The sequence below is a fragment of the Mycobacterium sp. TY814 genome, from assembly GCF_030755175.1.
Classification (GTDB): domain Bacteria; phylum Actinomycetota; class Actinomycetes; order Mycobacteriales; family Mycobacteriaceae; genus Mycobacterium.
Genome location: NZ_JAUFRY010000006.1, coordinates 127,408 through 149,631, shown reverse-complemented (window position 1 = coordinate 149,631; position 22,224 = coordinate 127,408). Strand labels below are relative to the sequence as shown.

Sequence of the window (22,224 nt, the reverse complement as noted above, 5' to 3'; positions counted from 1 at the left end):
TGTCCTGCCTTCATTGAAACTCCTGGCAGACTGCTAGCAGATTACTTGCACCGACCTTTCAGGAAGTTTTCAATGACTTTGCAGCTAGTACTCAAGTTCGGGTTGGGAGACTGACGTGACATTGGGACACCCCGGCGGCGAGAACACGAAACCGGAGGCTCGCATCCTCGTCGTCGACGACGAGGCCAACATCGTCGAACTGCTCTCAGTGAGCCTGAAATTTCAGGGATTCGAGGTCATCACCGCGACCAACGGCGCCCAAGCCCTGGACCGGGCCCGCGAGGGCAAGCCCGACGCGGTGATTCTGGACGTGATGATGCCCGGAATGGATGGATTCGGAGTGCTGCGGCGGCTGCGCGCCGACGGCATCGACGCCCCCGCGCTGTTCTTGACGGCCCGTGACTCGCTGCAGGACAAGATCGCCGGTCTGACCCTCGGTGGCGACGACTACGTGACGAAGCCGTTCAGTCTCGAGGAGGTGGTGGCCCGCCTGCGGGTCATCCTGCGGCGCGCCGGCAAGGGCACCAGCAACGAACCTCGCAATGCCCGGCTCACATTCGCCGACATCGAACTTGACGAAGAGACTCACGAAGTCTGGAAAGCCGGCCAGCCGGTGTCCCTGTCGCCCACCGAGTTCACGCTGCTGCGTTACTTCGTCATCAACGCCGGCACCGTGCTGAGCAAGCCGAAGATTCTCGACCATGTCTGGCGCTACGACTTCGGCGGCGACGTGAACGTGGTGGAGTCCTATGTGTCGTATCTGCGCCGCAAGATCGACACGGGGGAGAAGCGGCTACTGCATACCCTGCGTGGGGTGGGCTACGTGCTGCGCGAACCGCGTTGAGATGACCGGCCGGTACCGCCGCGGCGTGCCCTTACGGGTAGGTCTGGTGGCAGCAACCCTGGTGCTGGTTTTGTGCGGGCTGCTGGCCTCGGGGGTGGCGGTGACGTCAATACTGCGCCACAGCCTGGTCAGCCGCATCGACTCGACCCTGATGGACGCCACCCGCACCTGGGCGCAGGCGCCGTGGAAGCACACCACCTCCAACGGGCAGGGTTTCGACCCGGCCCGGCCGCCGTCGAAGTTCTACGTACGGGCGATCAGCCCTGATGGCCACCCCATGACCGCGATCAACGACCGCAACGCCGAGCCCGCGCTGCCCGCCAACAATGACGTGGGCCCGAACCCGACGACGCTGCCCTCCGTCAGCGACTCCGACATCCAGTGGCGCGCGGTGACGGTGCGCGGGCCGCAGGGCGGGATCACGACGGTGGCCATCGACCTGTCCGACGTCGACCACACGGTCCGCTCGCTGGTGTGGTTGCAGGCGGGCATCGGCACGGCTGTGCTGGTGGTGGTCGGCATTGCCAGCTTCGTAGTGGTGCATCGCAGTCTGCGGCCGCTCACCGAAGTCGAGCAGACGGCCGCGGCGATCGCCGGGGGACAGCTCGACCGGCGCGTCACCGAGCGTGACCCGCGCACCGAAGTGGGCCGTCTGTCCCTGGCGCTCAACGGAATGCTGTCGCAGATCCAGCAGGCCGTCGCGGCCTCGGAAGCGTCGGCGGAAACCGCTCGCGATTCCGAGGAACGGATGCGGCGGTTCATCACCGACGCCAGCCACGAACTGCGTACCCCGTTGACCACCATCCGCGGGTTCGCCGAGTTGTACCGCCAGGGCGCCGCACGTGATGTCGCGATGCTGCTCTCCCGGATCGAGAGCGAGGCCAGCCGGATGGGATTGCTGGTCGACGATCTGCTGCTGCTGGCACGCCTGGATGTGCAGCGGCCGCTGGAACACCACCGGGTGGACCTGTTGGCGCTGGCCAGCGACGCCGTGCACGACGGGCGCGCCATCGACCCCAAGCGCACCATCACCATGGAGGTATTCGACGGCCCCGGTACCCCGGAGGTGCTGGGCGACGAGCCGCGACTTCGCCAGGTGCTGAGCAACCTCATCGCGAACGCGATCCAGCACACGCCGGTGACCGCTGACGTCACCATCCGGGTCGGCACCGCCGGCGGCGACGCGGTGCTCGAGATTGCCGACAAGGGACCCGGCATGGCCCAGGAGGACGCGGACCGGATCTTCGAACGCTTCTACCGCACCGATTCGTCGCGGGCCCGGGCCAGCGGCGGCACCGGACTGGGGCTGTCGATCGTCGACTCGTTGGTGAAGGCGCACGGCGGCACTGTGAGCGTGACGACGGCACCGGGGGAGGGGTGCTGCTTCCGCGTGGCGCTGCCCCGGGTCAGCGATGTGCCCGCGCCGGTTGGCTAGCAGGGCTGCTGCGTTGAGCCTGCGCTGAGGGAGACGACACGCCGCGCCACCGCGCCGTGGACGCAGGCTCAGCGCGAAGACAACTCGGCCAATGCCGCCTTGATCTTGGCCTGTGCCTCGTCCAGCGACGCCGGCGACGGACTGCGGTCGACGTGAGCGAAGCCGAAGTCGCTGAGGTTGCGCGCGGGGAAAACGTGGACGTGCAAGTGCGGCACCTCCAGTCCGGCGATGATCACACCCGCGCGGTCCGCCGCGAAGGCTTTCGTCACGGCCTTGCCGATCAGCTGGCTCACCTCCATGACGCGGGCGAAAACCGGCGGGTCCACGTTCTGCCACTGATCGATCTCCGCGCGCGGCACCACCAGAGTGTGCCCCTGCGTCATCGGCTCGATCGTCAGAAACGCGACGACGTCGTCGTCCTCGTAAACGAAGCGGCCGGGGATTTCACGGTTGATGATCTTGGTGAAGATCGACGCCATTACGTCAGCATATGTGCGCCATGGGCAATAGGGTCATCCGCGTGCAGGTACGGATCGCGCGACGCACCCTGCTGGCGCTCGCCGGCGCCGGCGCGCTGAGCGCCGCGCTGCCGGCCTGCGGGTCTGATGACGACGAGCCCTACGAGCTGACCTCCTACGGCTACGACTCCGACGTCACTGAGCTCGGAACCCCCGAGGGGCCCAAGCCTGCCGGTGCCCTTCCGGCCAAGTCGTCGGTGAACACGGACTGGTTGCCGCCGGTGGGCCGGCAGACCATGCCGAATTGTTTTGTGTGGGCCACCGTGTACGGCCTGGCCACCTTCCATGCCGCCCGCACAACCAACACCCCGCCCAGCACCCCGGCGCGCCGGGCCGGGCCCGACTACGCCTACATCCGGTACCAGCTGGCCAACAAGCTCACCGAAAACACTTGTAAAGGCGGCCAAATGGTCAAGTGCCTGAACTGGTTACAGGCCAACGGCGGCACGCCGTCGCTGGCGGCAGCACCCAACATCGGCCGGCGCAAATCCACCTCATCGTGTGAAGCCAACTGGGCCGACTATGGTCCGCGCACCATCGCCCCGGACCCGCTATTCGGTATCCCCGGGCACAAACTGATCAGAATCACCGGCGCAGACGGCGTGAACAACCTGAAGAGCGTCATCGCCGGCGGCAACCCCGTCGCCTTCGGCATCAATCTCTACAGCGACTTCCCGCACTATCGCGGCACCCCGTCGCCGTACGTCGGCAACGGTCAGTGGATGATCAACGCCTCTGGCCGCAAGGCCGGGCACGTCATGGTCATCACCGGCTACGACGACAACACCGGCGCGGTGCGGATTCAGAACAGCTTCGGAAAGCGCTGGGGCGACCGGGGATTCATGTGGATGTCCTATGAGACCCTGGCGAAGACGGCCCAGGGGACCGGGGTGTACGTACCGGACCCGGCGTAGGGCCGCGAGCCGGTGCGGCCGAATCGTTAACGCACCGTTGCCGTGTCGTTCTCAACGATCGTCAGAATCCCACATGACCCAATTCACGGGAGGCGACCCTGGTGCGTTTTCCCAAAGCGCTGCTGGCGATTCCGGTGGCAGTGCTCACCGCATGCGCGGTGTCGCTCGTTCCCGCACTCACCCCGGCCCGGGCCGCCGACGCGTACGGTCCGCTCGGGCCGCCCAACCCGTACATGGCGCCCAACGGCCTGGCGTCGATGCACAACGACGCCGGATCGGCCGACGCCGGACCGCTCCCCGGCCCCGGCGCACGCCTGGTTCCCGTCTTCGCTTTCCCGCTGCTGGCCGCCTGTCCGACCATCACCCAGGGCACTGACGGCCTGGTGCTGGCACTGTGCACAACCATCACCCAACAAGCCCCAGTGCTGCACCTCATTGATCCCAACGGGATTCTCCCGCAAATCATCCCGTTGGCCAGCCTGGACATCACCAAAGGCGGCCTGCTCGGCGGCGTCTACGCTTATCTGGACAACAACAACCAGATGGTGCTGATCGACGGCGTCAACCACCTGCTGCGCATCGCGCATGTGAAGAACGAGCGGGGCCGCTGGCAGTTGGTAGTCACCCAGTCGACAGACCTCTCCAGCGTCATACCCCCGGGCGACAGCTCGGTCGGTGTGGTCCCGGACTATCAGGGCAACGTCTGGTTCGCTACCGCGGGCGGAGTGGTCGGGGTCGCGAAAGCCGCTGGGGGCGTTGCGAGTTTGCAGCTCCCTGCCGGGCAGCAAGTGGCCAACAGCATCTCGGCGTCGCCCCTGAACCGCATCGCGGTCGCCACGACGTTCGCGATCTACGAGATCAACCTCAACGGCGGCGGTAACCCGCAGGTCATGTGGAGTCAGAACTACGACCGCGGCCCGGCCCGCAAGCCGGGGCAGTTGAGCTGGGGAACCGGTTCCACGCCAACATATTTCGGACCTACCGGCGCCGACTACGTGACGATAGTCGACAACGCCGAGCCGCAGGTGCACGCGATGGTCTACCAGTCAGGCACCGGCAACGTGCTCTGCCAGCAGACCGTGCTGACGCAGGGCGGACCGGGCAGTGAGAACTCGCCCATCGGGGCGGGCAACTCGATGTTCATCGCCAGCACGTACGGCTATCCCTATCCGGCGGTGCCGCCGGGAGCGGGTCCGGCGGTGCCGCCGACGGCGCCGTTCGTCGGCGGGATGACCCGCGTGGACATGGACAGTCCGGGCCCAGGCTGTCATACGGTGTGGGAGAGCAAGGTTCGCAGCGCCGCGCTGCCGCACCTGTCCACCGGCGACGGACTGATCTACACCATCACCCGCATCGGGCTCGACCAGACCACCCCGGTGGACGTCTTCGCCTATTCGGTGATCGACCCGACCACCGGCCGGTTGATGCACCAGCAACCCAAATCGGCCACCCTGCTCACCGACCCGATTCAGACGGCGTGCATGGTGCTGATGGGTGGAAAGATCATGCAGGGCAACATCACCGGAATCGGTCGCATCGGCTAGCGCGCGGCCGGGGTTACTCCTGCCCGAACTTCATCATCTCCAGGTTCCAGTACCCGCGCATGCTGTTGATCAGTCCCTCGTCGTTGACGCGATAGGTGAACACGCCGCGAACCTCGCTGGTGAACCCACCCTCGAACCTGCTGTGCAGCACCAGGATATGGGCGACCTCGTTGGGTGAGCTGGACGGGAAGGTCTCTTCGCAGGTGATCGTCAGCTGGTTGGCGGCGATGTTGGTGTCGTAGAAGGTGGCCACCCCTTCCTTGCCTTTCACGCCGGTGCCGTCGGGGTTGGTGACGGACTTGCCGATCGGGTCCTCGACGACCACGTCGTCGGCCATCAGCGCCAGCCATCCTTCGCGGTCATGGGCTTGCACGCAGCGCCACGATGATTGCGACGCGGTCAGTGCCGGGGATTGGGCGGTCTGAGTCATTGCGGTTCTCCTTCTCTAGATTGCACACGCGGCGCGGGCGCCGTCTTCGGTGGCTTTGCGGATCAGGCCCAAGCCGGTGCAGTCGCCGGCGGCGTGAATCGGAGTGCCGGGCAGCGCGTCGACCAGGGTGTCGAACAGGCCTGTATCGGGCTCGACGGTGCCCGCGATGACGACGCTGTCGGCGGCCAGTTCGCGGCGGACGCCACCGGCCGGGGTGAACACCACCGCGCCGGAGGTGATCCGCTCGACCTCGGCGCGGACGTGCACGGTGACGCCCAGCCGGTCCAGTCGGTCGGTGTGTTCGGTCTTGCGCTTGTTTCCGACCTCGGGGGCGATGTCCTTGCCGCCCTCGAGGATCGAGACGAGTCGGCCACGCGCCGCGAGGAATTCGGCCAGTTCCAGCGCCACCAGATCGCCGCCGATAACGGTAACCCGGCGGCCGAACGGCATCCAGGCGCGGCTGGCCATCCGCACCGCGCCCGGGCGCACAAACCGCCTGCCGTCCAGCATCTTCCGCAGACCGGGTCCGGTGTGCACGTGCGGCAGGTGGGCGCCCGGTATCGCCGGCACCGCGACCCGGCCCCCGGTGGCCACCACTACGGCATCCGGCGCCGCAGCCAGTACGTCTTGGGCCGAAACGACATGTCCGAGATGCACTTCCGTCGTGCTGCGATCGATCTCCTGCCGCAGATACCGTAAGAAGGGCCGATTCTCGGAATGCAGCATGCTCGCCCAGCGCAGTGCGCCGCCCAATTGCCGGCCCCGCTCGAAAAGTGTGACACGGTGCCCGCGTTCGGAGGCGACCCGCGCCGCCTCCAGCCCCGCCGGCCCGCCACCGATCACCGCCACCCGTTTGGCGCGGGCAACGAGGGGCGCTGCCAGTGCGCGTTCCCGGCCCGTGCGGGGATTGACGGCGCATTCGACCGAGAAGCGCTGTTCCATTGCGTCGATGCAGTTTTCACAGGAGATGCACCTGCGCACCCGGCTCGCCTGTCCAGCGGCAAGCTTGCGCGGCAGGTCGGGATCGGCGAGCAACGGACGGCCCATGGCGATGAAGTCGGCGCGGCCGTCGGCGAGGATCCGTTCGGCCCGGACGGGGTCGTGGATGCGGCCGACGGCGATCACCGGCACGTCGACCACCTGCTTAACCGCGCTGGCCGCGCCGACGTTCACCTCGTCACCGTCGTCGGCGCCGTTGACCATCCCGGTGACCAGTCGGTCGATCACGCCGCCGCTGACATGGAACGCATCGACTCCGGCGGCGACGAGTTCGGGGGCCATCCGCGCGGTTTCGTAGATGGGCCGCCCGCCGGCGACGCGCTCGTATCCGGAGATGCGCAAGGTGATCGGCAGCGCGTCGCCGATTTCGGAGCGGATGGCCGCCAGCGCGTCCAGCACTACGCGCAGTCTGCCGTGTGCGGTGTGGCCGCTGTAGGAGTCGGTGCGCCGATTGCGTTGGGGCGCAAGGAAGGAACCCAGCAACATATACCCGTGCGCGGTGTGCAGTTCGATTCCGTCGTAGCCCGCCTCGACGGCCCGGCGCGCGGCGGCTTTGAACAGGTCGAGCACCTCGGTCAGCTGGGCGTTGCTGATCTCCACCGACGGACGGCCGGTCAGGTAGGACGGGATCACCGACGGCCCCAGCGACGTCGCCCCGAACATCTCCGGCCCCAGCCCGTCGGGCCCGGCGTGCACGATTTGCGGCTGGATCTTGGCGCCGTGTTCGTGCACGTCGTCGACGAGCGCCCGGTGCGCCGCCACCGCGGCGTCGGTGCCCAGGTGCAGTCCGCCCGGAGTCTCGGGATGCTGCGCGTCAACTCCGGTAGCGCCCAGCGTGATCAGGCCGACGCCGCCGTTGGCACGGGCGGCGAAGTAGTCACGGGTGCGCTGGGACGGCAATCCGTCCGGGGTGCCGTACATCGTCTCCATCGGAGACATGACGATCCGGTTGCGCACCGCCATGGCGCCGATTCGCCCCGGCGCCAACAGGTGCGGAAAGCCGGTCACTCAGGACCAGGGTTACCGATCAGCGTCCGTGTAGCGGATGACGCCGCGAATGTTCTTGCCTTCCAGCATGTCCTGGTAACCCTCGTTGATCTGCTCGAGGCGGTACTGGGTGGTGACCATGTCGTCCAGGTTCAGCTTGCCGGCCTTATACATCGCGAGCAGCTGTGGGATGTCGTACTGCGGGTTGCCGCCGCCGAAGATGGTGCCCTGCAGGTTCTTCTGCATCAGCGTCAGCATCGCGAGATTGAGGTTGACGTTGGTGTCGAGCAGGCTGCCGATGGCGGTCAGGACGCAGGTGCCGCCCTTCTGGGTGATGTTGAGGTAGTTGTCGATGTCGGCGCCGTGCAGCTCACCGACGGTGACGACCACCTTGTGGGCCATCAGCCCGTAGGTGACCTCCATGATGCCCATCAGCGCGGCGTTGATGTCCGGGTAGACGTGGGTGGCGCCGAACTTCAGCGCCTGGTCGCGCTTCCACTCCACCGGGTCGATCGCGAAGATGTAGCGGGCCCCGGCGGCGACCGCGCCCTGCAGGGCCGCCATGCCGACGCCGCCGACGCCGACGATCGCGACGTCCTGGCCCGGGCGGATGTCAGCGGTGCGGACGGCCGAGCCGTAGCCGGTGGTGACGCCGCAGCCGACCAGTGCAGCCACCTCGAACGGCACGGACGGGTCGATCTTCACCACCGAGCTGCGGTGCACGACCATGTACGGCGAGAAGGTCCCGAGCAAGGTCATCGGGAACACGTTCTGGCCGCGAGCCTGGATGCGGAAGGTGCCGTCGCTGACGGCGGCGCCGGCGAGCAGCCCGGCGCCCAGGTCGCACAGGTTGCGCATGCCGGCCTGACAGGTCGGGCACTGCCCACAGGACGGGATGAAGGACAGCACCACGTGGTCACCCGGGGCGATGTCCTCCACGCCGGGGCCCACCTCGGTGACGATGCCGGCGCCCTCGTGGCCGCCGAGCACGGGAAAGCCCGCCATCGGGATGCCGCCGGTCACCAGATGGTGGTCCGAGTGGCACATGCCGGCCGCTTCCATCTGAATCTTGACCTCGTCCTTGGCAGGGTCGCCAATTTCGATTTCCTCGATGGACCACGGCTGGTTGAATTCCCAGATCAGTGCGCCTTTTGTCTTCACGGTGGACCTGACCCCATTTCGCCTTTGAATTGAGAGTGCCTGGCCCCATCATGCCCGGCACGGTGGTGATGAGTGCCACAGGGCACTCCTGAGGTGACAGCATAGCGCGTTTAACAAACCAAATGCTTGGTTGGGTGTGCGCGACCGCTGGCTCGCCTCACCAGATGGGCGCGGGCGCCTCACCCAGCGGGTAGTAACCAGGCAGTTTCTCCCCGGCCAGACTGCGCTCGATCCGCTTCTGCATCCCGGACGACAGCTTCCCCGCCTTCATCAGGTCCAGGTAGAGCGCCTGGACGTGGCCGAAGTCGAAGAAGTCGCGCTGCCACTCGATCTTGGCGTCGGCGTTCAGCCGGAACCAGCTGCCGCCGATGCCGTAGATCTCGGAGCGGCCGCCGTCGGAGTCGATGGCGACCTGCTTCCAGAACCCGACGATCTCGCCCTGCTTGTCGTCGATGAGGACCTTCTGGTACGGGTACTGCCAGTTCTCCAGCCCCTCCATCTCCAGCCCCAGGGCGATGTCGCGGATCTCGTCGATGCCGACGCACATCACGTCCTCTTTGGGGCCGATGTTCCAGCCGTAGGTCGCGTCATCGGCGTAGAAGTCGGCCAGCGGCTTCCAGTCGCCGTTCCGCTCGGCCTCCCGGTTCACCTCGAGCCAGCGTTCGACCCAGTCTTCCAGCACCTCGCGGGGATGTGACGCCATCAGCTTTCCTTCTCTTTGATGAACAGGGCTTGGGTAGGACACGACTCGACGGCCCGCTCGACCTCGTCGCGGGCTTCCTCTGGCGGCTCGGCGTCGATGATCTCGACCTTGCCGCGCTTGGGCACCCGGAAATAGTCCGGAGCCTCCAGCTCACACATCGCATGCCCCTGGCACAGGTCCAGATCCGCCTCGATTCGAAATCCCATGGCGGTTATCCCTGGGCGCGCTTGCGGTAGCGGACCTTGGCCGGCCGGGCCAGCTGCACCACCATCTTGGAATGGTCGTTGTGGTAGCTGTTGGCCGGCTGCGCCATCTCGAACTCGTACTCGCGCAACAGAACCGAGAAAATCGCCTTGATCTGCATCTGGGCGAACGCGGCGCCGACGCAGCGGTGCCGGCCGGCGCCGAACGGAATCCAGGTCCAGCGGTTGACCAGGTCTTCCTGCCTTGGCTTTTCGTAGCGGTCCGGGTCGAATGAATCGGGATCGGGAAAGTCCTCCGGGATCCGGTTGGAGATAGCCGGAGACGCGGCGACGAAGTCGCCCTTGTGAATCGGGTATCCCTCCACCTCGAACTCGCCCTGGGCCACCCGCATCAGGATGATCAACGGCGGGTGCAACCGCAGCGTCTCCTTGAGGACGTTCTCCAGCTTCGGAATCTGCCGCAGCGCGTGGAAACTCACCTCCTGGCCGTCGGCGTAGAGCTCGTCGAGTTCCTTGACGACATCCGCGTAGGCCTCGGGATGGCGCATCAGCTCGATCAGCGTCCACGCCGAGGTGCCCGAACTGGTGTGATGGCCGGCGAACATCAGCGAGATGAACATGCCGGTGACCTCGTCGGCGGAGAAACGCGGGTTGCCGTCCTCGTCCTTGATCGACACCAGCACGTCAAGCATGTCGCGGTCGGTCTTGTCCTTGGGCGGGTTGGCGATTCGCTGATCCATGATCTCCTGGACCAGCGCGACCAGGCCGACGCGAGCTTCGTCGCGGACGCGGAAGCTCTCGATGGGCAGGTAGGGGTCGACGTAACACAGCGGGTCGGTGCCCCGCTCCAGCTGGTGATAGAAGTGCGCGAACCGGGAGTCCAACTGGTTGCGGAACTTCAGCCCGATCAGGCACGCGGTCGAGGTGTAGATGGTCAGTTCGGCGAAGAAGTCGAGCAGGTCGATCTCACCTTCGTCGCCCCAGTCGGCCACCATCTTTCGCACTTCGCCCTCGATGGTGACGGCATGGCCCTTCATGTGCTCGCCGCGCAGCGCCGAGTTGTGCAGCATCTCTTTGCGCCGCTCGGGGCTGGCGTCGAACACCACGCCCTTGCCGAAAATCGGCGTCATGAACGGGTAGGCCTCGGCCTGGTCCAGATCTTCGTCGGCGGAGCGGAAGAAGAACTCGTTGGCGCCCGCACCGGTGAGCAGGGTGACGTGCTTGCCGGCCAGCTGGAACCAGCCGACGTCACCGCATTCGTCCCGTACCCGCTGCATCAGTCCGATCGGGTCGGTGCGGAACTCCTCGAGATGGCCGTGTTCTTCTTCGCCGCCGGACACCCGCGGCACCATCGTCGTGCTGGTCATGAATTCAGGGCTTTCTCATCGACTTTCAATTGCTGGCGGTCTTTGGTGGTGGTCAACGGCGCTTCGGGCTGAAGCTCCATGTTGACGATGAACCCGCCACGCGGGGTCTCGGCGACGAAGGTGATCGCCCGGGCCAGATCGGATGCCCGGAGGAAGTAGTCGTGGCGGGCCTGGCCCCATTTGGCCCAGTCCTCCAGTGCCGGGCCGATGAGTTCGGCCGGCAGGCTCCAGCCCATCCCGGTCTTGGTCGGCCCGGGGTGGACGATCGAGGCCCGCACACCGGTGCCCTCCAGCTCCATCTGCAGGTTGGTGACCATCGCGATCAGCCCGGCCTTCGCCGCCCCGTAGGCGCCCATGTGTGGCCGCTGCCGCAACGCGACGTCGGAACCCACGAAGATCAGGTCGCCGCGCTGCCGCTGCACCATGCCCGGAAGTACCACGGTGGCAAGTCGGTTCGCGCCGATCAGATGAATCTGCAGCTGCTGCTCGAACGCCTCGCTGTCGATCTCGTGCAGCTTGCCGAAGTAGGTGTCGCCCGCGCCGGCGACCAGCACCTCGATGTCACCGAGCTGTTCGGTGGCCTGGCGCACAAAGTCTTTGACCGACTCCGGGTCGGTGACATCGAGCGGGAGTGCCACCGCCTCACCACCGTCGGCGCGGATCTTGTCGACGAGCTCCTGGCACTTCTCCACCCGTCGCGCCCCCAACGCCACCGGAAATCCATGAGCCGCAAGCTCAACCGCGGTCGCGGCGCCGATGCCCGATGACGCGCCGGCGACGATGGCGGGCCGGCGAGCGGGATGCGGCTCAAAGCGGGGCATCAGCGAACCTCCACGGTAACGGGTAGGTGAGCGAACCCGCGGACGTTGCTGGAGTGGACGCGGACGGCGTTGGCCTCGTCCACCTCATATCCGCGGATTCGCTTGAACAACTCGGTCAGTGCCACCCGCGCCTCCATCCGGGCCAGGTGGGCCCCGAGGCAGAAGTGCGCGCCACTGCCGAAACTCAAGAGCTTGGAGCCGATGTCACGGCCGATCAGAAAATCATCGGGGTGGTCGAACACCCGCTCGTCGCGATGCGCCGAACCGGGCAGCAGCAACAGCACGTCGCCTTCGGGAATCGTGGTGCCGTACAGCTCAAGCGGACCGGAGACGGTGCGCGCCAGGATCTGGCTGGACGTGTCGTATCGCAGTGTCTCCTCGACCCACAGCGGGATCTGCGAGGAATCGGCGTAGAGCGGGGTCAGCTGATCGGGATTCTTGTGTCCCCAGAATGCGGCATTGGCGAGAAGTTTGGTGGTGGTCTCATTCCCGGCGATCACCATCAGGAACATGAACCCGAGGACTTCCTCGTCGGTGAGCCGGTCGCCGTCGATCTCGGCCTCGAGCAGGGCCGAGGTGAGGTCGTCGGTCAGGTTCTTGCGGCGTTCGGCGATCATGCCCTGGTAGTAGACGATCAGGTTGATCGAGGCTTCGATCGCGGACGCCGGCACGTCGGTCACACCGTCCTCACGGTGCATGACGCCGTCGGCCCAGGCTCGGATGCCATCGCGGTCGGCTACCGGCACACCCATCAGTTCCGAGATCACGTCCATGGGGAGCTTGCCCGCGAACTCGGCGACGTAGTCCACGGTGCCGCCGGTTGCGGCCTTGTCCAGCATGACGTCGAGGTGCTGCACGGCGAGTTCGGTGACCCGCGGCTCGAGTTCGCGAATCCGGCGGGGGGTGAACCCTTTCGACACCAGGGTCCGCAGCCGGAGATGCGCCGGGTCGTCCATGGCCAGGAACGACATCGTCTTCGACGCGTGCGGGCCCCGGGAGACCGGGTCCAGGGACACGCCGTCGCGGTTCGAGAGTGTGGTGCTGTTGCGAAATCCCTGATGCACATCGCTGTGCCGCGACACCGCCCAGAAGCCGAGCGCCTCGTTGTGATAGAGCGGGGCTTCGTCGCGCAATCGCCGGTAGTACGGGTACGGGTCCTCGTGGAAGTCGTAATCGTAGGGGTCCAAGATCAATTCCGGATCCCCGACATAAATCGTCATGCGTCACCGCCCTTTTCGGCTCCGGTCAGAATGAGGCTCACCACGTCGGCCAGCCGGTCGGCAATGTCGTGGTAGGTGAACTCGCCGCTGCCGGCTTGGACCAGGGCTCCGTAGAAGGCCATTTGCAGAGCGGCGACGGTGCCGGCGTCGGCCCCCGGCCCGATGGCCGAGGCGATGCGGCGGTGGATCTCCGCACCGATCCGGTCACGCACGGCGCGCACCGCGGGATCGGTACCGCCGCCCATCAGCGCCGCCGTGCACGCCGCGCCCACTTCGGGTTCGTCCGCGACGACCAGTGCCAGATGCCGCAGCGCCTGATCCACCCGGGTGTGCATGGCGACGTTGACGTCGGTGAAGTAGGGCACCCGGCGCACCAGATCGAGGTAGACCTCCGCGATCAGGTGGTTCTTGGAGGAGAAGTACGTGTAGGCGGTAGCCGGCGCCACCTTCGCCTTGGCCGCCACCATGCGGACGGTCAGATCCGCGTAGGTGCTCTCGCGCATGGTCTCCATGCCGGCGGCCAGCACCTTGCGGAAGGTCTCCTCCTGGCGGCGGTTGCGCGGGGTTCGCCCGCCCGGCTGCTGAGCCTGGTCGGTTACCGAAACCGCGGCATCGCTGGACACATGTCCAAACTAGAGGATAGCTCCGCCGTGAATCAAGTGCGCAAACTAAACGCACACGTCAATGACGCAATAAGCGAATACTCAGGGCCGCGTGCGGGATCGGCCCTTGCTCCCGCCCAGTCTCCGGCGTTATGGTTCGGAAGAACGATATCGGACAGTTGTCCATTCAGATCAGTCCTCGGCTTTGGATAGCTGAGCGCGTGTGGTGGGAGTGGTAGATGGCCCTGTTGGCCGACGGCGTGAGTGCACTGTTCATCGACGGCAAGTTCTCCGAAGGCGCGGCGGGCACCTTCCCGACGGCGAATCCGGCCACCGAGGAGGTGCTGGGCGTTGCCGCGGATGCCGACGCGCAGGACATGGGCCGTGCGATCGAGGCGGCGCGACGGGCCTTCGACGACACCGACTGGTCGCGCGACGCCGACCTGCGGGTGCGCTGCGTGCGGCAGTTGCGGGAAGCGATGCAGAAGCACACCGAGGAACTGCGCGAACTGACGATCGCCGAAGTCGGTGCGCCGCGGATGCTGACCTCGATGGCCCAGCTGGAGGGTCCGGTCAACGACTTGGCGTTCGCAGCGGACACGGCCGAAAGTTATGTCTGGCACCAGGATCTGGGGCAGGCGGCGCCGATGGGGATTCCGACCCGGCGCACCATCGCTCGCGAGCCGGTCGGTGTCGTCGGCGCCGTCACCCCGTGGAACTTTCCGCACCAGATCAATCTCGCCAAGCTGGGCCCGGCGCTGGCGGCAGGCAACACCGTCGTGCTGAAGCCGGCGCCTGACACACCCTGGTGCGCGGCGGTACTCGGGGAACTCATCGCCGAGCACACCGACTTTCCGCCAGGTGTGGTCAACATCGTCACCTCCAGCGACCACAGTGTGGGCGCACTGCTCGCCAAAGACCCTCGGGTGGACATGATTTCGTTCACCGGATCGACCGCAACCGGCCGCAGTGTGATGAGCGATGCGGCCGCGACCATCAAGAAGGTATTCCTGGAGTTGGGCGGAAAGTCGGCGTTCGTGGTGCTCGATGACGCCGATCTGGCCGGTGCGTGTGCGATGGCGGCGTTCACCGCCTCGATGCATGCCGGACAGGGCTGTGCGATCACCACCCGGTTGGTGGTGCCGCGGGCGCACTACGACGACGCCGTCGCGGCGGCGGCGGGGACCATGTCCGGGATCAAGCCGGGTGATCCCAACGATCCCGGAACCGTTTGCGGCCCGGTTATTTCGGCGCGTCAGCGCGACCGCGTGCAGAGTTATCTGGATTCCGCGGTCGCCGAGGGCGGCACCTTCGCCTGCGGGGGCGGTCGGCCGGCGGGCCGCGACGTCGGCTATTTCATCGAACCCACCGTGATCGCCGGTCTGGGCAACGATGCCCGGGTGGCGCGGGAGGAGATTTTCGGGCCGGTGCTGACGGTGATCGCCCATGACGGTGACGACGACGCGCTGCGGATCGCCAACGACTCGCCATATGGCTTGTCCGGCACAGTTTTCAGCGCGGACCCGGACCGGGCCGCCCGGTTCGCCTCGCGGATGCGAGTGGGCACCGTCAACGTCAACGGCGGCGTCTGGTACTCCGCGGACGCGCCGTTCGGCGGATACAAGCAGTCGGGCAACGGCCGTGAGATGGGCGTGGCCGGGTTCGAGGAGTACCTGGAAATCAAAACCATTGCAACGGCAGTGAATTAGAGGAGCGCAGCGTGCAGTTCGAGAACAAGGTAGCCATCGTCACCGGGTCCGGCGGCGGCATCGGTCAGGCGTACGTGGAGGCACTGGCCCGCGAAGGCGCCGCGGTGGTGGTGGCCGACATCAACGCCGAGGCGGCCGAGGGGGTGGCCAAGCAGATCGTCGCCGACGGGGGAACCGCCATCAGTATCCCGGTGGACGTGTCGGATCCGGCGTCGGCCAAAGCGATGGCCGACCGCACTCTGGCCGAATTCGGCGGCATCGACTACCTGGTGAACAACGCCGCGATCTTCGGCGGGATGAAGCTGGACTTCCTGCTCACCGTGGACCCGGAGTACTACAAGAGATTCATGAGCGTGAACCTCGACGGCGCGTTGTGGTGCACCCGCGCGGTGTACAAGAAGATGGCCAAGCGCGGCGGCGGCGCGATCGTCAACCAGTCGTCCACCGCGGCCTGGCTGTATGCCAACTTCTACGGCCTGGCCAAGGTCGGCATCAACGGCCTCACCCAACAACTTTCGCGGGAACTGGGCGGCCAGAACATCCGGATCAACGCGATCGCACCGGGGCCCATCGACACCGAGGCCAACCGGACCACCACCCCCAAGGAGATCGTCGACGACATCGTCAAGGGACTGCCGTTGTCGCGCATGGGAACTCCGGATGACCTGGTGGGCATGTGCCTGTTCCTGTTGAGCGATCAGGCCCGCTGGATCACCGGGCAGATCTTCAACGTCGACGGCGGACAGATCATCCGGTCATGAGCCCTGATCTCAAGCTGGGCTACATCGGGCTGGGCAATATGGGCGCCCCGATGGCCACCAAGATGACCGAATGGCCTGGCGGCGTGACGGTTTACGACATCCGAGCCGAGGCGATGGCGCCGCTGCTGGAAAAGGGCGCCAACGGGGCCGCCAGTGTGGCCGACATCGCCGCTGCCGACATCGTCCATATCACCGTGCTCAACGACGCCCAGGTGCGCGAAGTGGTCGGCGAACTGGCCGCAACCGCGAAGGCCGGCACGGTCATCGCGATCCACTCCACCATCAGCGACACCACCGCAGTGGCGCTCGCGGCCGAACTCAAACCGCAGGGAATCCATATCGTCGACGCGCCGGTGAGTGGCGGTGCCGCGGCGGCGGCCAAGGGCGAGCTCGCCACCATGGTCGGGGCCGAGCGCGAGGTGTACGAGCGGATCAAGCCGGCCTTCAAACACTGGGCTGCGATGGTCATCCACGCCGGTGAGCCGGGCGCCGGAACACGGATGAAGCTGGCCCGCAACATGTTGACGTTCACCTCCTACGCTGCCGCGTGTGAGGCCATGAAGCTGGCCGAGGCGGCCGGGCTGGACCTGCAGGCGCTGGGCCGGGTGGTGCGTCACACCGACGCGCTCACCGGTGGTCCCGGCGCGATTATGGTGCGCGAGGACACCAGGGACCTCGATCCGGACAACTTCCTGTACCAGCCGTTCCTGCACACCCGGGGGCTGGGTGAGAAGGATCTGAGCCTGGCTTTAGCGCTGGGAGAATCGGTCTCGGTCGACCTGCCGATGGCCGAACTGGCTCTGCAGCGGCTGGCTGCCGGCCTCGGGGTACCGCACGACGAGCAGAAGGACGCGTGATGGACGAACTGCGCCGCAAGGGCCTCGAGAAGATGAACGAGGTCTATGGCTGGGAGATGCCCAACATCGAGGGCGACCCCTACTTCGACCTGACGGTCGACCACCTGTTCGGTTCCATCTGGGCCCGGCCGGGATTGTCCATGCGGGACAAACGCATCATGACGCTGACCGCGGTCACCGCCATCGGGAATCGCGACCTGGCCGAGATCCAGATCAACGCCGCGCTGCTGAACGAGGAGCTCAGCGAGTCCGATCTGAAGGAGATGGCGCTGTTCCTGACGCACTACCTCGGTTTCCCGCTGGGTTCGGCGCTCAACGGCGCCGTCGACACCGTGGTGGCGCGGCGGAAGAAGGCCGCGGCCAAGGGCGCCGCGGAGGACAAGAAGGCGAACGTCGAGCGTGCGCTCAAGATGAACTCGGGCGAGTAGTTCGCCACTGGTAGGGGTGAGGGACCTGCTGGAAAAGATTCTGTAGCGGCTTGCGGCTAGTCTGACCTGTCGTGCGCGTCCTGGTGATCGGCTCTGGTGCCCGTGAACATGCCCTGCTACTGGCGCTCAGCGCAGACCCGCAGGTCACGGGCTTGATCGTGGCCCCTGGCAACGCCGGTACCGCCCGGCTGGCCGAGCAGCACGACGTCGACGTCACCTCGGCCGACCAGGTCGTCGCCCTGGCCCGCAAGGTCGAGGCCGACCTGGTGGTGATCGGTCCGGAAGTGCCGCTGGTGCTGGGAGTGGCCGATGCGCTGCGTGCTGCCGGAATCGTCTGCTTCGGACCCGGCAAGGATGCGGCGCGCATCGAGGGGTCGAAAGCCTTCGCCAAGGAGGTCATGGCCGCGGCCGGGGTTCGTACCGCGTCCAGTGAGATCGTGGACAACCCGGCGCATCTGGACGCGGCACTCGAACGCTTCGGACCGCCGGCCGGAGACCCGGCCTGGGTGGTCAAGGACGACTCGCTGGCTGCCGGAAAAGGTGTGGTGGTGACCGCGGATCGCGACGAGGCCCGCGCGCACGCCGCGAATCTGCTGGAATCGGGTCATCCCGTGCTGCTGGAGTCGTTCCTGGACGGACCCGAGGTTTCGCTGTTCTGCGTGCTCGACGGCGCGACCGTGGTGCCGCTGCTGCCGGCGCAGGACTTCAAACGGGTCGGTGACGGCGATGCCGGCCCGAACACCGGGGGTATGGGTGCCTACGCGCCGTTGCCCTGGCTGCCCGACGACGTCTACCGCGAGATCGTCAGCCGGATCGTGGAACCCGTTGCCGCCGAATTGGTTCGGCGGGGATGCCCATTCAACGGCTTGCTCTACGCCGGCCTGGCAATCACGTCGAAGGGGCCGGCGGTGGTCGAATTCAATTGCCGCTTCGGCGATCCGGAGACGCAGGCCGTCCTTGCCCTGCTGGAGTCGCCGTTGGGCCAGCTACTGCATGCCGCCGGTAGTGGGACACTCGCCGACTTCGAGCCGTTGCGCTGGCGCGACGGCTCGGCGGTGACGGTGGTGCTGGCGGCCGAGAATTATCCCGGCCGGCCCCGGGTCGGCGACGTCATCACCGGTTCCGAAGCCGAGGGGGTCCTGCACGCCGGAACCACCCGGCGCGACGACGGAGCGATCGTCTCCTCCGGCGGCAGGGTGCTGTCGGTCGTCGGCACGGGCGCTGACCTGTCCGAGGCGCGCACCCGCGCCTACCAGATACTCGACTCGATTCGGTTGCCCGGCAGCCACTTCCGCACCGACATCGGACAGCGTGCGGCAGAGGGAAAGATTCGCCTGTAGCCGCCGGCGCTGCCTACTGCTGAAACTGCGGGCAGTAGACCGTGATTGCCGCATTGATGCCGGCGGCGGCCTGTGCCGGGGTGACGGTGTTGTTTCCGTTCACCGTCGCCTGAACGGAATCATTGGGGGTCCCGCCATTCTGCAGGCTCGTGCACACGGCGCGGCCGGTCGCGGCGGCGGTGGCAGGGTCGGTGACGGTGAGACCCGGGATACCGGACACCATGTTGACGAAGGCCTGGTCGGGGTCCGGCGGGCGTTGCGGAGGGGGTGGCACCTTCGGGACAGGCGCCTGCGGGGCAGGCGCTTTCGGGACCTGGGCCGCCGGTGCCGCGGCCGGTGTGGACGCACGAGGTGCGACCGGGGCGGGCGGCGGCGGTGCGTCATTGGGCGGCGCGGGCGCCGTGACCGGCTGCGCGGGTGCCGCTTGTGGCTGCGCGGGTGCCGCTTCTGGCTGCGCGGGTGCCGGCTCCGCGGCAACCTGAGGCTGGACCCCAGCCGGCGACGCAACGGGTGCGGCGGCGTCGTCGCTCTGGTAGCTACTGGCGCCGACGCCGGCGAGCGCGATCGCGGTCGCTGCGGCCGCGAAGATGCGACGCCGCCGGCGTTGTGGCTCAGCGGTCTCCGTGGCCTTCGGGGCCGCCGGCGCCGGCGTCCGAACCGCAATCGGCCTGGGCATGGTCCATACCGAATTCGTCGGTTGTCCGGTGGAGTGCATCGCGCGCGTGAAGGCCTCGGCGAAATGGGTACACCGGGCGAATCGTTCGCTTGGATCCTTGGCAAGCGCAATGGCGAACACCGGGTCGAAGGCCTGGAGCGCCGGGCGGATCTCCGCCAGTTTCGGTGGCGGCGCACTGAGGTGGCGGCTGATCACCACGGCGGGGTTGGTGTGCGGGAACAGTGTTGTTCCCGTCAGCAGATGAAACGCGGTGGCGGCCAGAGCGTACTGGTCGGCCCGCCCGTCGATCGGTTCGTCCGTCAGTTGCTCAGGCGCGGCATAGGGGAACGTGCCGATCATCATATTCGTCGCGGTCAGACCGCCGATGTCGCCGATGGCCCGCGCTATACCGAAGTCGCCCAGCAGGATTCGCTGCTCGCTGGTTCCCGGATCGGCGAGCAGGATGTTGGCCGGACCCACGTCCCGGTGCAGTACGTCGTGGTGCAGATGTGCGTAGTCCAGCGCGGTGGCGATCGCCTCGACGATGGCTGCCGCCTTGTCTGCCGGCATGCCGGCCGGGTACTGGTCCTGCAACAGGCTCGCCGCATCGGTTCCGTCGACGTAGTCCATTGAAATCCAGAGCTGCCCGTCGAACTCGCCGCGGTCGTTGATGCGCACGATGTTCGGGTGCCACAGAGCGGCGGCCAGGTCCGCCTCGCGGATGAAGCGCTGACGATAGGCGTCATCGGCGGATATGTCGTCGTTCAGGATCTTCAGCGCCTCGCGTCGTGGCAGCCGCGGATGCTGCGCGAGGTAGACCTCGCCCATTCCGCCGCGTCCCAACAAACGGTCAATCGTGTACCCGGCGAACACATCTCCGGTATTCAAACCAACGCCGGGTTCTCGGTGAAGTGAGCCAATCATCGCACCGTCCGTAACAGGAATGCCGAGCGCACCTCGGCGCCAGCCGTACTTGCTCACTCGATATTACCCAGCGCTTCATCGACAAGTCACTCATAGTTTCCTATGAGTTTACCTTTAGTTCACCTTGCGCTCAGCGTGCGACCGCCCGGTCAGTCATGTCGAAGCGGCACCGCACGCCGGCCGCGCACCGTGAGATGCCGGGCTGCGCAACGTCATCGACGATCGTAGGCACCGTCGGCGCGCCTAATGCTGATACTGCGGGCAGTAGGTGGCGATCGCGGCATTGACGCCTGCGGCAGCCTGGGCGGGGCTGAGGGAGGAGTTACTCTTCACCGTCGCCTGGACGGAATCGTCGGGGGTCGCACCGTTCTGCAGTCCTTTGCAGATGGCGCGACCCGTCGCGGCGGCCGTTGCCGGGTCCGTGACGGTGAGCCCCGGAATGCCGGACAACGTGTTGATGAAGGTCTGGTCCTGGTCTGGCGGTCGCTGGGGTGGCGGCGGCGCTTTCGGCCGCAGCGCGGCCGGCGCGGGAGAGGGAGGCGCGGCAACAACAGGGGAAGCCAGGGCGGCAGTGGGTGGCGCGGCCGTGGTGGGGGCCGGCGCGCGCGCAGCGGACGGCGGGGGCGGAATGTCGCTCGGCGGGGCCGCGCTGTGCGGCTCCGCAGACGGTGTTGCCGGTTTCGCCACGAGTTGCGGTTGCGGCTTGCCGGTGGCTGCGGCGGGTGGGCTGACGGAGGACTTGTCCGCGATGACGTAGTCGGCGGCACCCAACCCGGTAAAGGCGACCGCCAGTGCCGCGGCCGCGAGGACCCGCCCGCGGCCGCGGTGCGCCCTCCCGCGGGTCGCATGCGCTTTCGGCCGGATTGCCACCGCTCGGGGCATGGTGCAGACCGAACTCGGTGCCGCTCCGGCAGAGTCGATCGCGCGGGCGAATGCGTCGGCGAAGTCGCTACATCGATGGAATCGTTCACCGGGTTCTTTGGCCAGTGCCACTGCGAACACCGGGTCGAGGGCTTTGAGCGCCGGGCGGGTGTCCTCGAGTCTCGGCGGAGGTGCGCTCAGGTGGCGGCTGATCACGACGGCCGGGTTGGTGTGGGGGAACAACGTCGAGCCGGTCAGTAAATGGTAAGCGGTGGCGGCCAGCGCGTATTGGTCTGCATGCTCGTCGATCGGTTCGTCCGTCAGTTGTTCGGGCGCGGCGTAGGGGAAGGTGCCGATCATCATGTTCGTCGCGGTGAGGCCGGGGGTGTCGCCGATGGTTCGCGCGATACCAAAGTCACTCAACAAGATTCGCTGTTCAGCGCTGCCCGCGCCGCAGATCAGGATATTCGCGGGACTGACATCGCGGTGCAGCACGTCGTGCTCCCCATGTGCGTAATCGAGGGCGCACGCGATCGCCTCGACGATTGTCGCGACCTGATCTGCCGGCATGCCGGCCGGATAATGGTCGCGCAAAAGGCTCGCCGCGTCGGTTCCGTCGACGAAGTCCATGGAAATCCACAGCCGGCCGTCGAAATCGCCGCGGTCGTTGATGCGCACGATATTCGGATGCCACAGCACGGCAGCCAGATCCGCTTCTCGGATGAAGCGCTGCCGATATGCCTCGTCTGCTGAGATGTCATCGTTCAGGATCTTCAGTGCCTCGCGGCGTGGCAGGCGTGGATGGCGGGCCCCGTAAACCTCACCCATCCCGCCGGTACCCAATAGCCGGTCGATTGCATAGCCGGCGAACACATCTCCGGCATTCAGAATGCAGGCGCCGCCTCGATCAGTTGAGTCAGCCATCGCACCATCCGTAACGA

General features: G+C 66.8%; 21 protein-coding genes. 9 read left to right on the top strand and 12 right to left on the bottom strand.

Going from position 1 to position 22,224, the window contains the following annotated elements:
* Positions 1-115: 115 nt before the first annotated feature.
* The gene (phoP, locus tag QXH22_RS30010; protein WP_306247547.1) at positions 116-844 is read left to right on the top strand and encodes a two-component system response regulator PhoP; all 729 of its coding nucleotides are present in this window, start codon (positions 116-118) and stop codon (positions 842-844) included.
* Between the two features lies 1 nt (position 845).
* Positions 846-2,279, top strand: a complete 1,434-nt coding sequence (locus QXH22_RS30005; RefSeq protein WP_306277826.1) for a HAMP domain-containing sensor histidine kinase — start codon at positions 846-848, stop codon at positions 2,277-2,279.
* A gap of 68 nt (positions 2,280-2,347) precedes the next feature.
* On the opposite strand, the gene QXH22_RS30000 is transcribed toward QXH22_RS30005, so the two are convergent.
* Positions 2,348-2,758 carry an HIT family protein gene (locus tag QXH22_RS30000; RefSeq protein ID WP_306277825.1) on the bottom strand — a complete coding sequence of 137 codons (411 nt, stop codon included), beginning with the start codon at positions 2,756-2,758 and terminating at the stop codon, positions 2,348-2,350.
* Between the two features lie 41 nt (positions 2,759-2,799).
* Between QXH22_RS30000 and QXH22_RS29995 the strand changes: the two genes are divergently transcribed.
* Together QXH22_RS29995 and QXH22_RS29990 are read left to right on the top strand one after the other, a co-directional pair.
* Positions 2,800-3,711, top strand: coding sequence for a C1 family peptidase (locus tag QXH22_RS29995; protein WP_306277824.1), 912 nt, complete (start codon positions 2,800-2,802; stop codon positions 3,709-3,711).
* A gap of 101 nt (positions 3,712-3,812) precedes the next feature.
* Positions 3,813-5,255, top strand: a complete 1,443-nt coding sequence (locus QXH22_RS29990) for a hypothetical protein (RefSeq protein WP_306247557.1) — start codon at positions 3,813-3,815, stop codon at positions 5,253-5,255.
* A gap of 13 nt (positions 5,256-5,268) precedes the next feature.
* Here the strand turns inward: QXH22_RS29990 and QXH22_RS29985 are convergent, their stop codons facing one another.
* The 9 genes from QXH22_RS29985 to QXH22_RS29945 all read right to left on the bottom strand — a co-directional run bounded on the left by QXH22_RS29985 (position 5,269) and on the right by QXH22_RS29945 (position 13,769).
* Positions 5,269-5,685: a ketosteroid isomerase family protein gene (locus QXH22_RS29985; RefSeq protein WP_306247559.1), complete on the bottom strand. Its 417-nt coding sequence runs from the start codon at positions 5,683-5,685 to the stop codon at positions 5,269-5,271.
* Positions 5,686-5,700: 15 nt separating this feature from the next.
* A complete protein-coding gene (locus QXH22_RS29980; RefSeq protein WP_306277823.1) occupies positions 5,701-7,692 on the bottom strand; it encodes an FAD-dependent oxidoreductase in 1,992 nt (663 codons plus the stop codon).
* A 12-nt stretch (positions 7,693-7,704) separates the two neighbouring features.
* Positions 7,705-8,832 (bottom strand): NDMA-dependent alcohol dehydrogenase, encoded by a 1,128-nt coding sequence (locus tag QXH22_RS29975; protein WP_306247563.1) that lies wholly within the window; start codon positions 8,830-8,832, stop codon positions 7,705-7,707.
* Positions 8,833-8,989: 157 nt separating this feature from the next.
* On the bottom strand, positions 8,990-9,535 hold the full coding sequence (locus QXH22_RS29970; RefSeq protein WP_306277822.1) for a nuclear transport factor 2 family protein: 546 nt from the start codon (positions 9,533-9,535) through the stop codon (positions 8,990-8,992).
* Positions 9,535-9,741 (bottom strand): ferredoxin, encoded by a 207-nt coding sequence (locus QXH22_RS29965; RefSeq protein ID WP_306247566.1) that lies wholly within the window; start codon positions 9,739-9,741, stop codon positions 9,535-9,537. Before QXH22_RS29965 ends, QXH22_RS29970 begins: the two co-directional genes overlap by 1 nt.
* 5 nt (positions 9,742-9,746) lie before the next feature.
* The gene (locus QXH22_RS29960; protein WP_306277821.1) at positions 9,747-11,105 is read right to left on the bottom strand and encodes a cytochrome P450; all 1,359 of its coding nucleotides are present in this window, start codon (positions 11,103-11,105) and stop codon (positions 9,747-9,749) included.
* Positions 11,102-11,926 (bottom strand): SDR family oxidoreductase, encoded by an 825-nt coding sequence (locus tag QXH22_RS29955; RefSeq protein WP_306277820.1) that lies wholly within the window; start codon positions 11,924-11,926, stop codon positions 11,102-11,104. The genes QXH22_RS29960 and QXH22_RS29955 overlap by 4 nt, the downstream gene beginning before the upstream one ends.
* Positions 11,926-13,146 carry a cytochrome P450 gene (locus QXH22_RS29950; protein WP_306277819.1) on the bottom strand — a complete coding sequence of 407 codons (1,221 nt, stop codon included), beginning with the start codon at positions 13,144-13,146 and terminating at the stop codon, positions 11,926-11,928. The genes QXH22_RS29955 and QXH22_RS29950 overlap by 1 nt, the downstream gene beginning before the upstream one ends.
* On the bottom strand, positions 13,143-13,769 hold the full coding sequence (locus tag QXH22_RS29945) for a TetR/AcrR family transcriptional regulator (RefSeq protein WP_306277818.1): 627 nt from the start codon (positions 13,767-13,769) through the stop codon (positions 13,143-13,145). Before QXH22_RS29945 ends, QXH22_RS29950 begins: the two co-directional genes overlap by 4 nt.
* 218 nt (positions 13,770-13,987) lie before the next feature.
* Here QXH22_RS29945 and QXH22_RS29940 point away from each other — a divergent pair, with 218 nt between their 5' ends.
* The 5 genes from QXH22_RS29940 (at position 13,988) to purD (ending at position 18,843) form a co-directional block, all read left to right on the top strand.
* Entirely contained in the window at positions 13,988-15,457 is a 1,470-nt protein-coding gene (locus QXH22_RS29940) for an aldehyde dehydrogenase (RefSeq protein ID WP_306277817.1), read from the top strand.
* A gap of 11 nt (positions 15,458-15,468) precedes the next feature.
* Complete coding sequence (locus tag QXH22_RS29935; protein ID WP_065050202.1) at positions 15,469-16,218, top strand: SDR family oxidoreductase; 750 nt, start codon at positions 15,469-15,471, stop codon at positions 16,216-16,218.
* Entirely contained in the window at positions 16,215-17,075 is an 861-nt protein-coding gene (locus QXH22_RS29930) for an NAD(P)-dependent oxidoreductase (protein WP_306247578.1), read from the top strand. Before QXH22_RS29935 ends, QXH22_RS29930 begins: the two co-directional genes overlap by 4 nt.
* Positions 17,075-17,503, top strand: coding sequence for a carboxymuconolactone decarboxylase family protein (locus QXH22_RS29925; RefSeq protein WP_306247580.1), 429 nt, complete (start codon positions 17,075-17,077; stop codon positions 17,501-17,503). The genes QXH22_RS29930 and QXH22_RS29925 overlap by 1 nt, the downstream gene beginning before the upstream one ends.
* A 71-nt stretch (positions 17,504-17,574) precedes the next feature.
* A complete protein-coding gene (purD, locus tag QXH22_RS29920) occupies positions 17,575-18,843 on the top strand; it encodes a phosphoribosylamine--glycine ligase (RefSeq protein ID WP_306247583.1) in 1,269 nt (422 codons plus the stop codon).
* Between the two features lie 13 nt (positions 18,844-18,856).
* Here purD and QXH22_RS29915 read toward each other — a convergent pair whose 3' ends face one another.
* Both QXH22_RS29915 and QXH22_RS29910 read right to left on the bottom strand, forming a co-directional pair.
* Complete coding sequence (locus QXH22_RS29915; RefSeq protein WP_306247585.1) at positions 18,857-20,422, bottom strand: serine/threonine-protein kinase; 1,566 nt, start codon at positions 20,420-20,422, stop codon at positions 18,857-18,859.
* Between the two features lie 243 nt (positions 20,423-20,665).
* A complete protein-coding gene (locus QXH22_RS29910; RefSeq protein WP_306247587.1) occupies positions 20,666-22,207 on the bottom strand; it encodes a serine/threonine-protein kinase in 1,542 nt (513 codons plus the stop codon).
* Positions 22,208-22,224 lie beyond the last annotated feature (17 nt).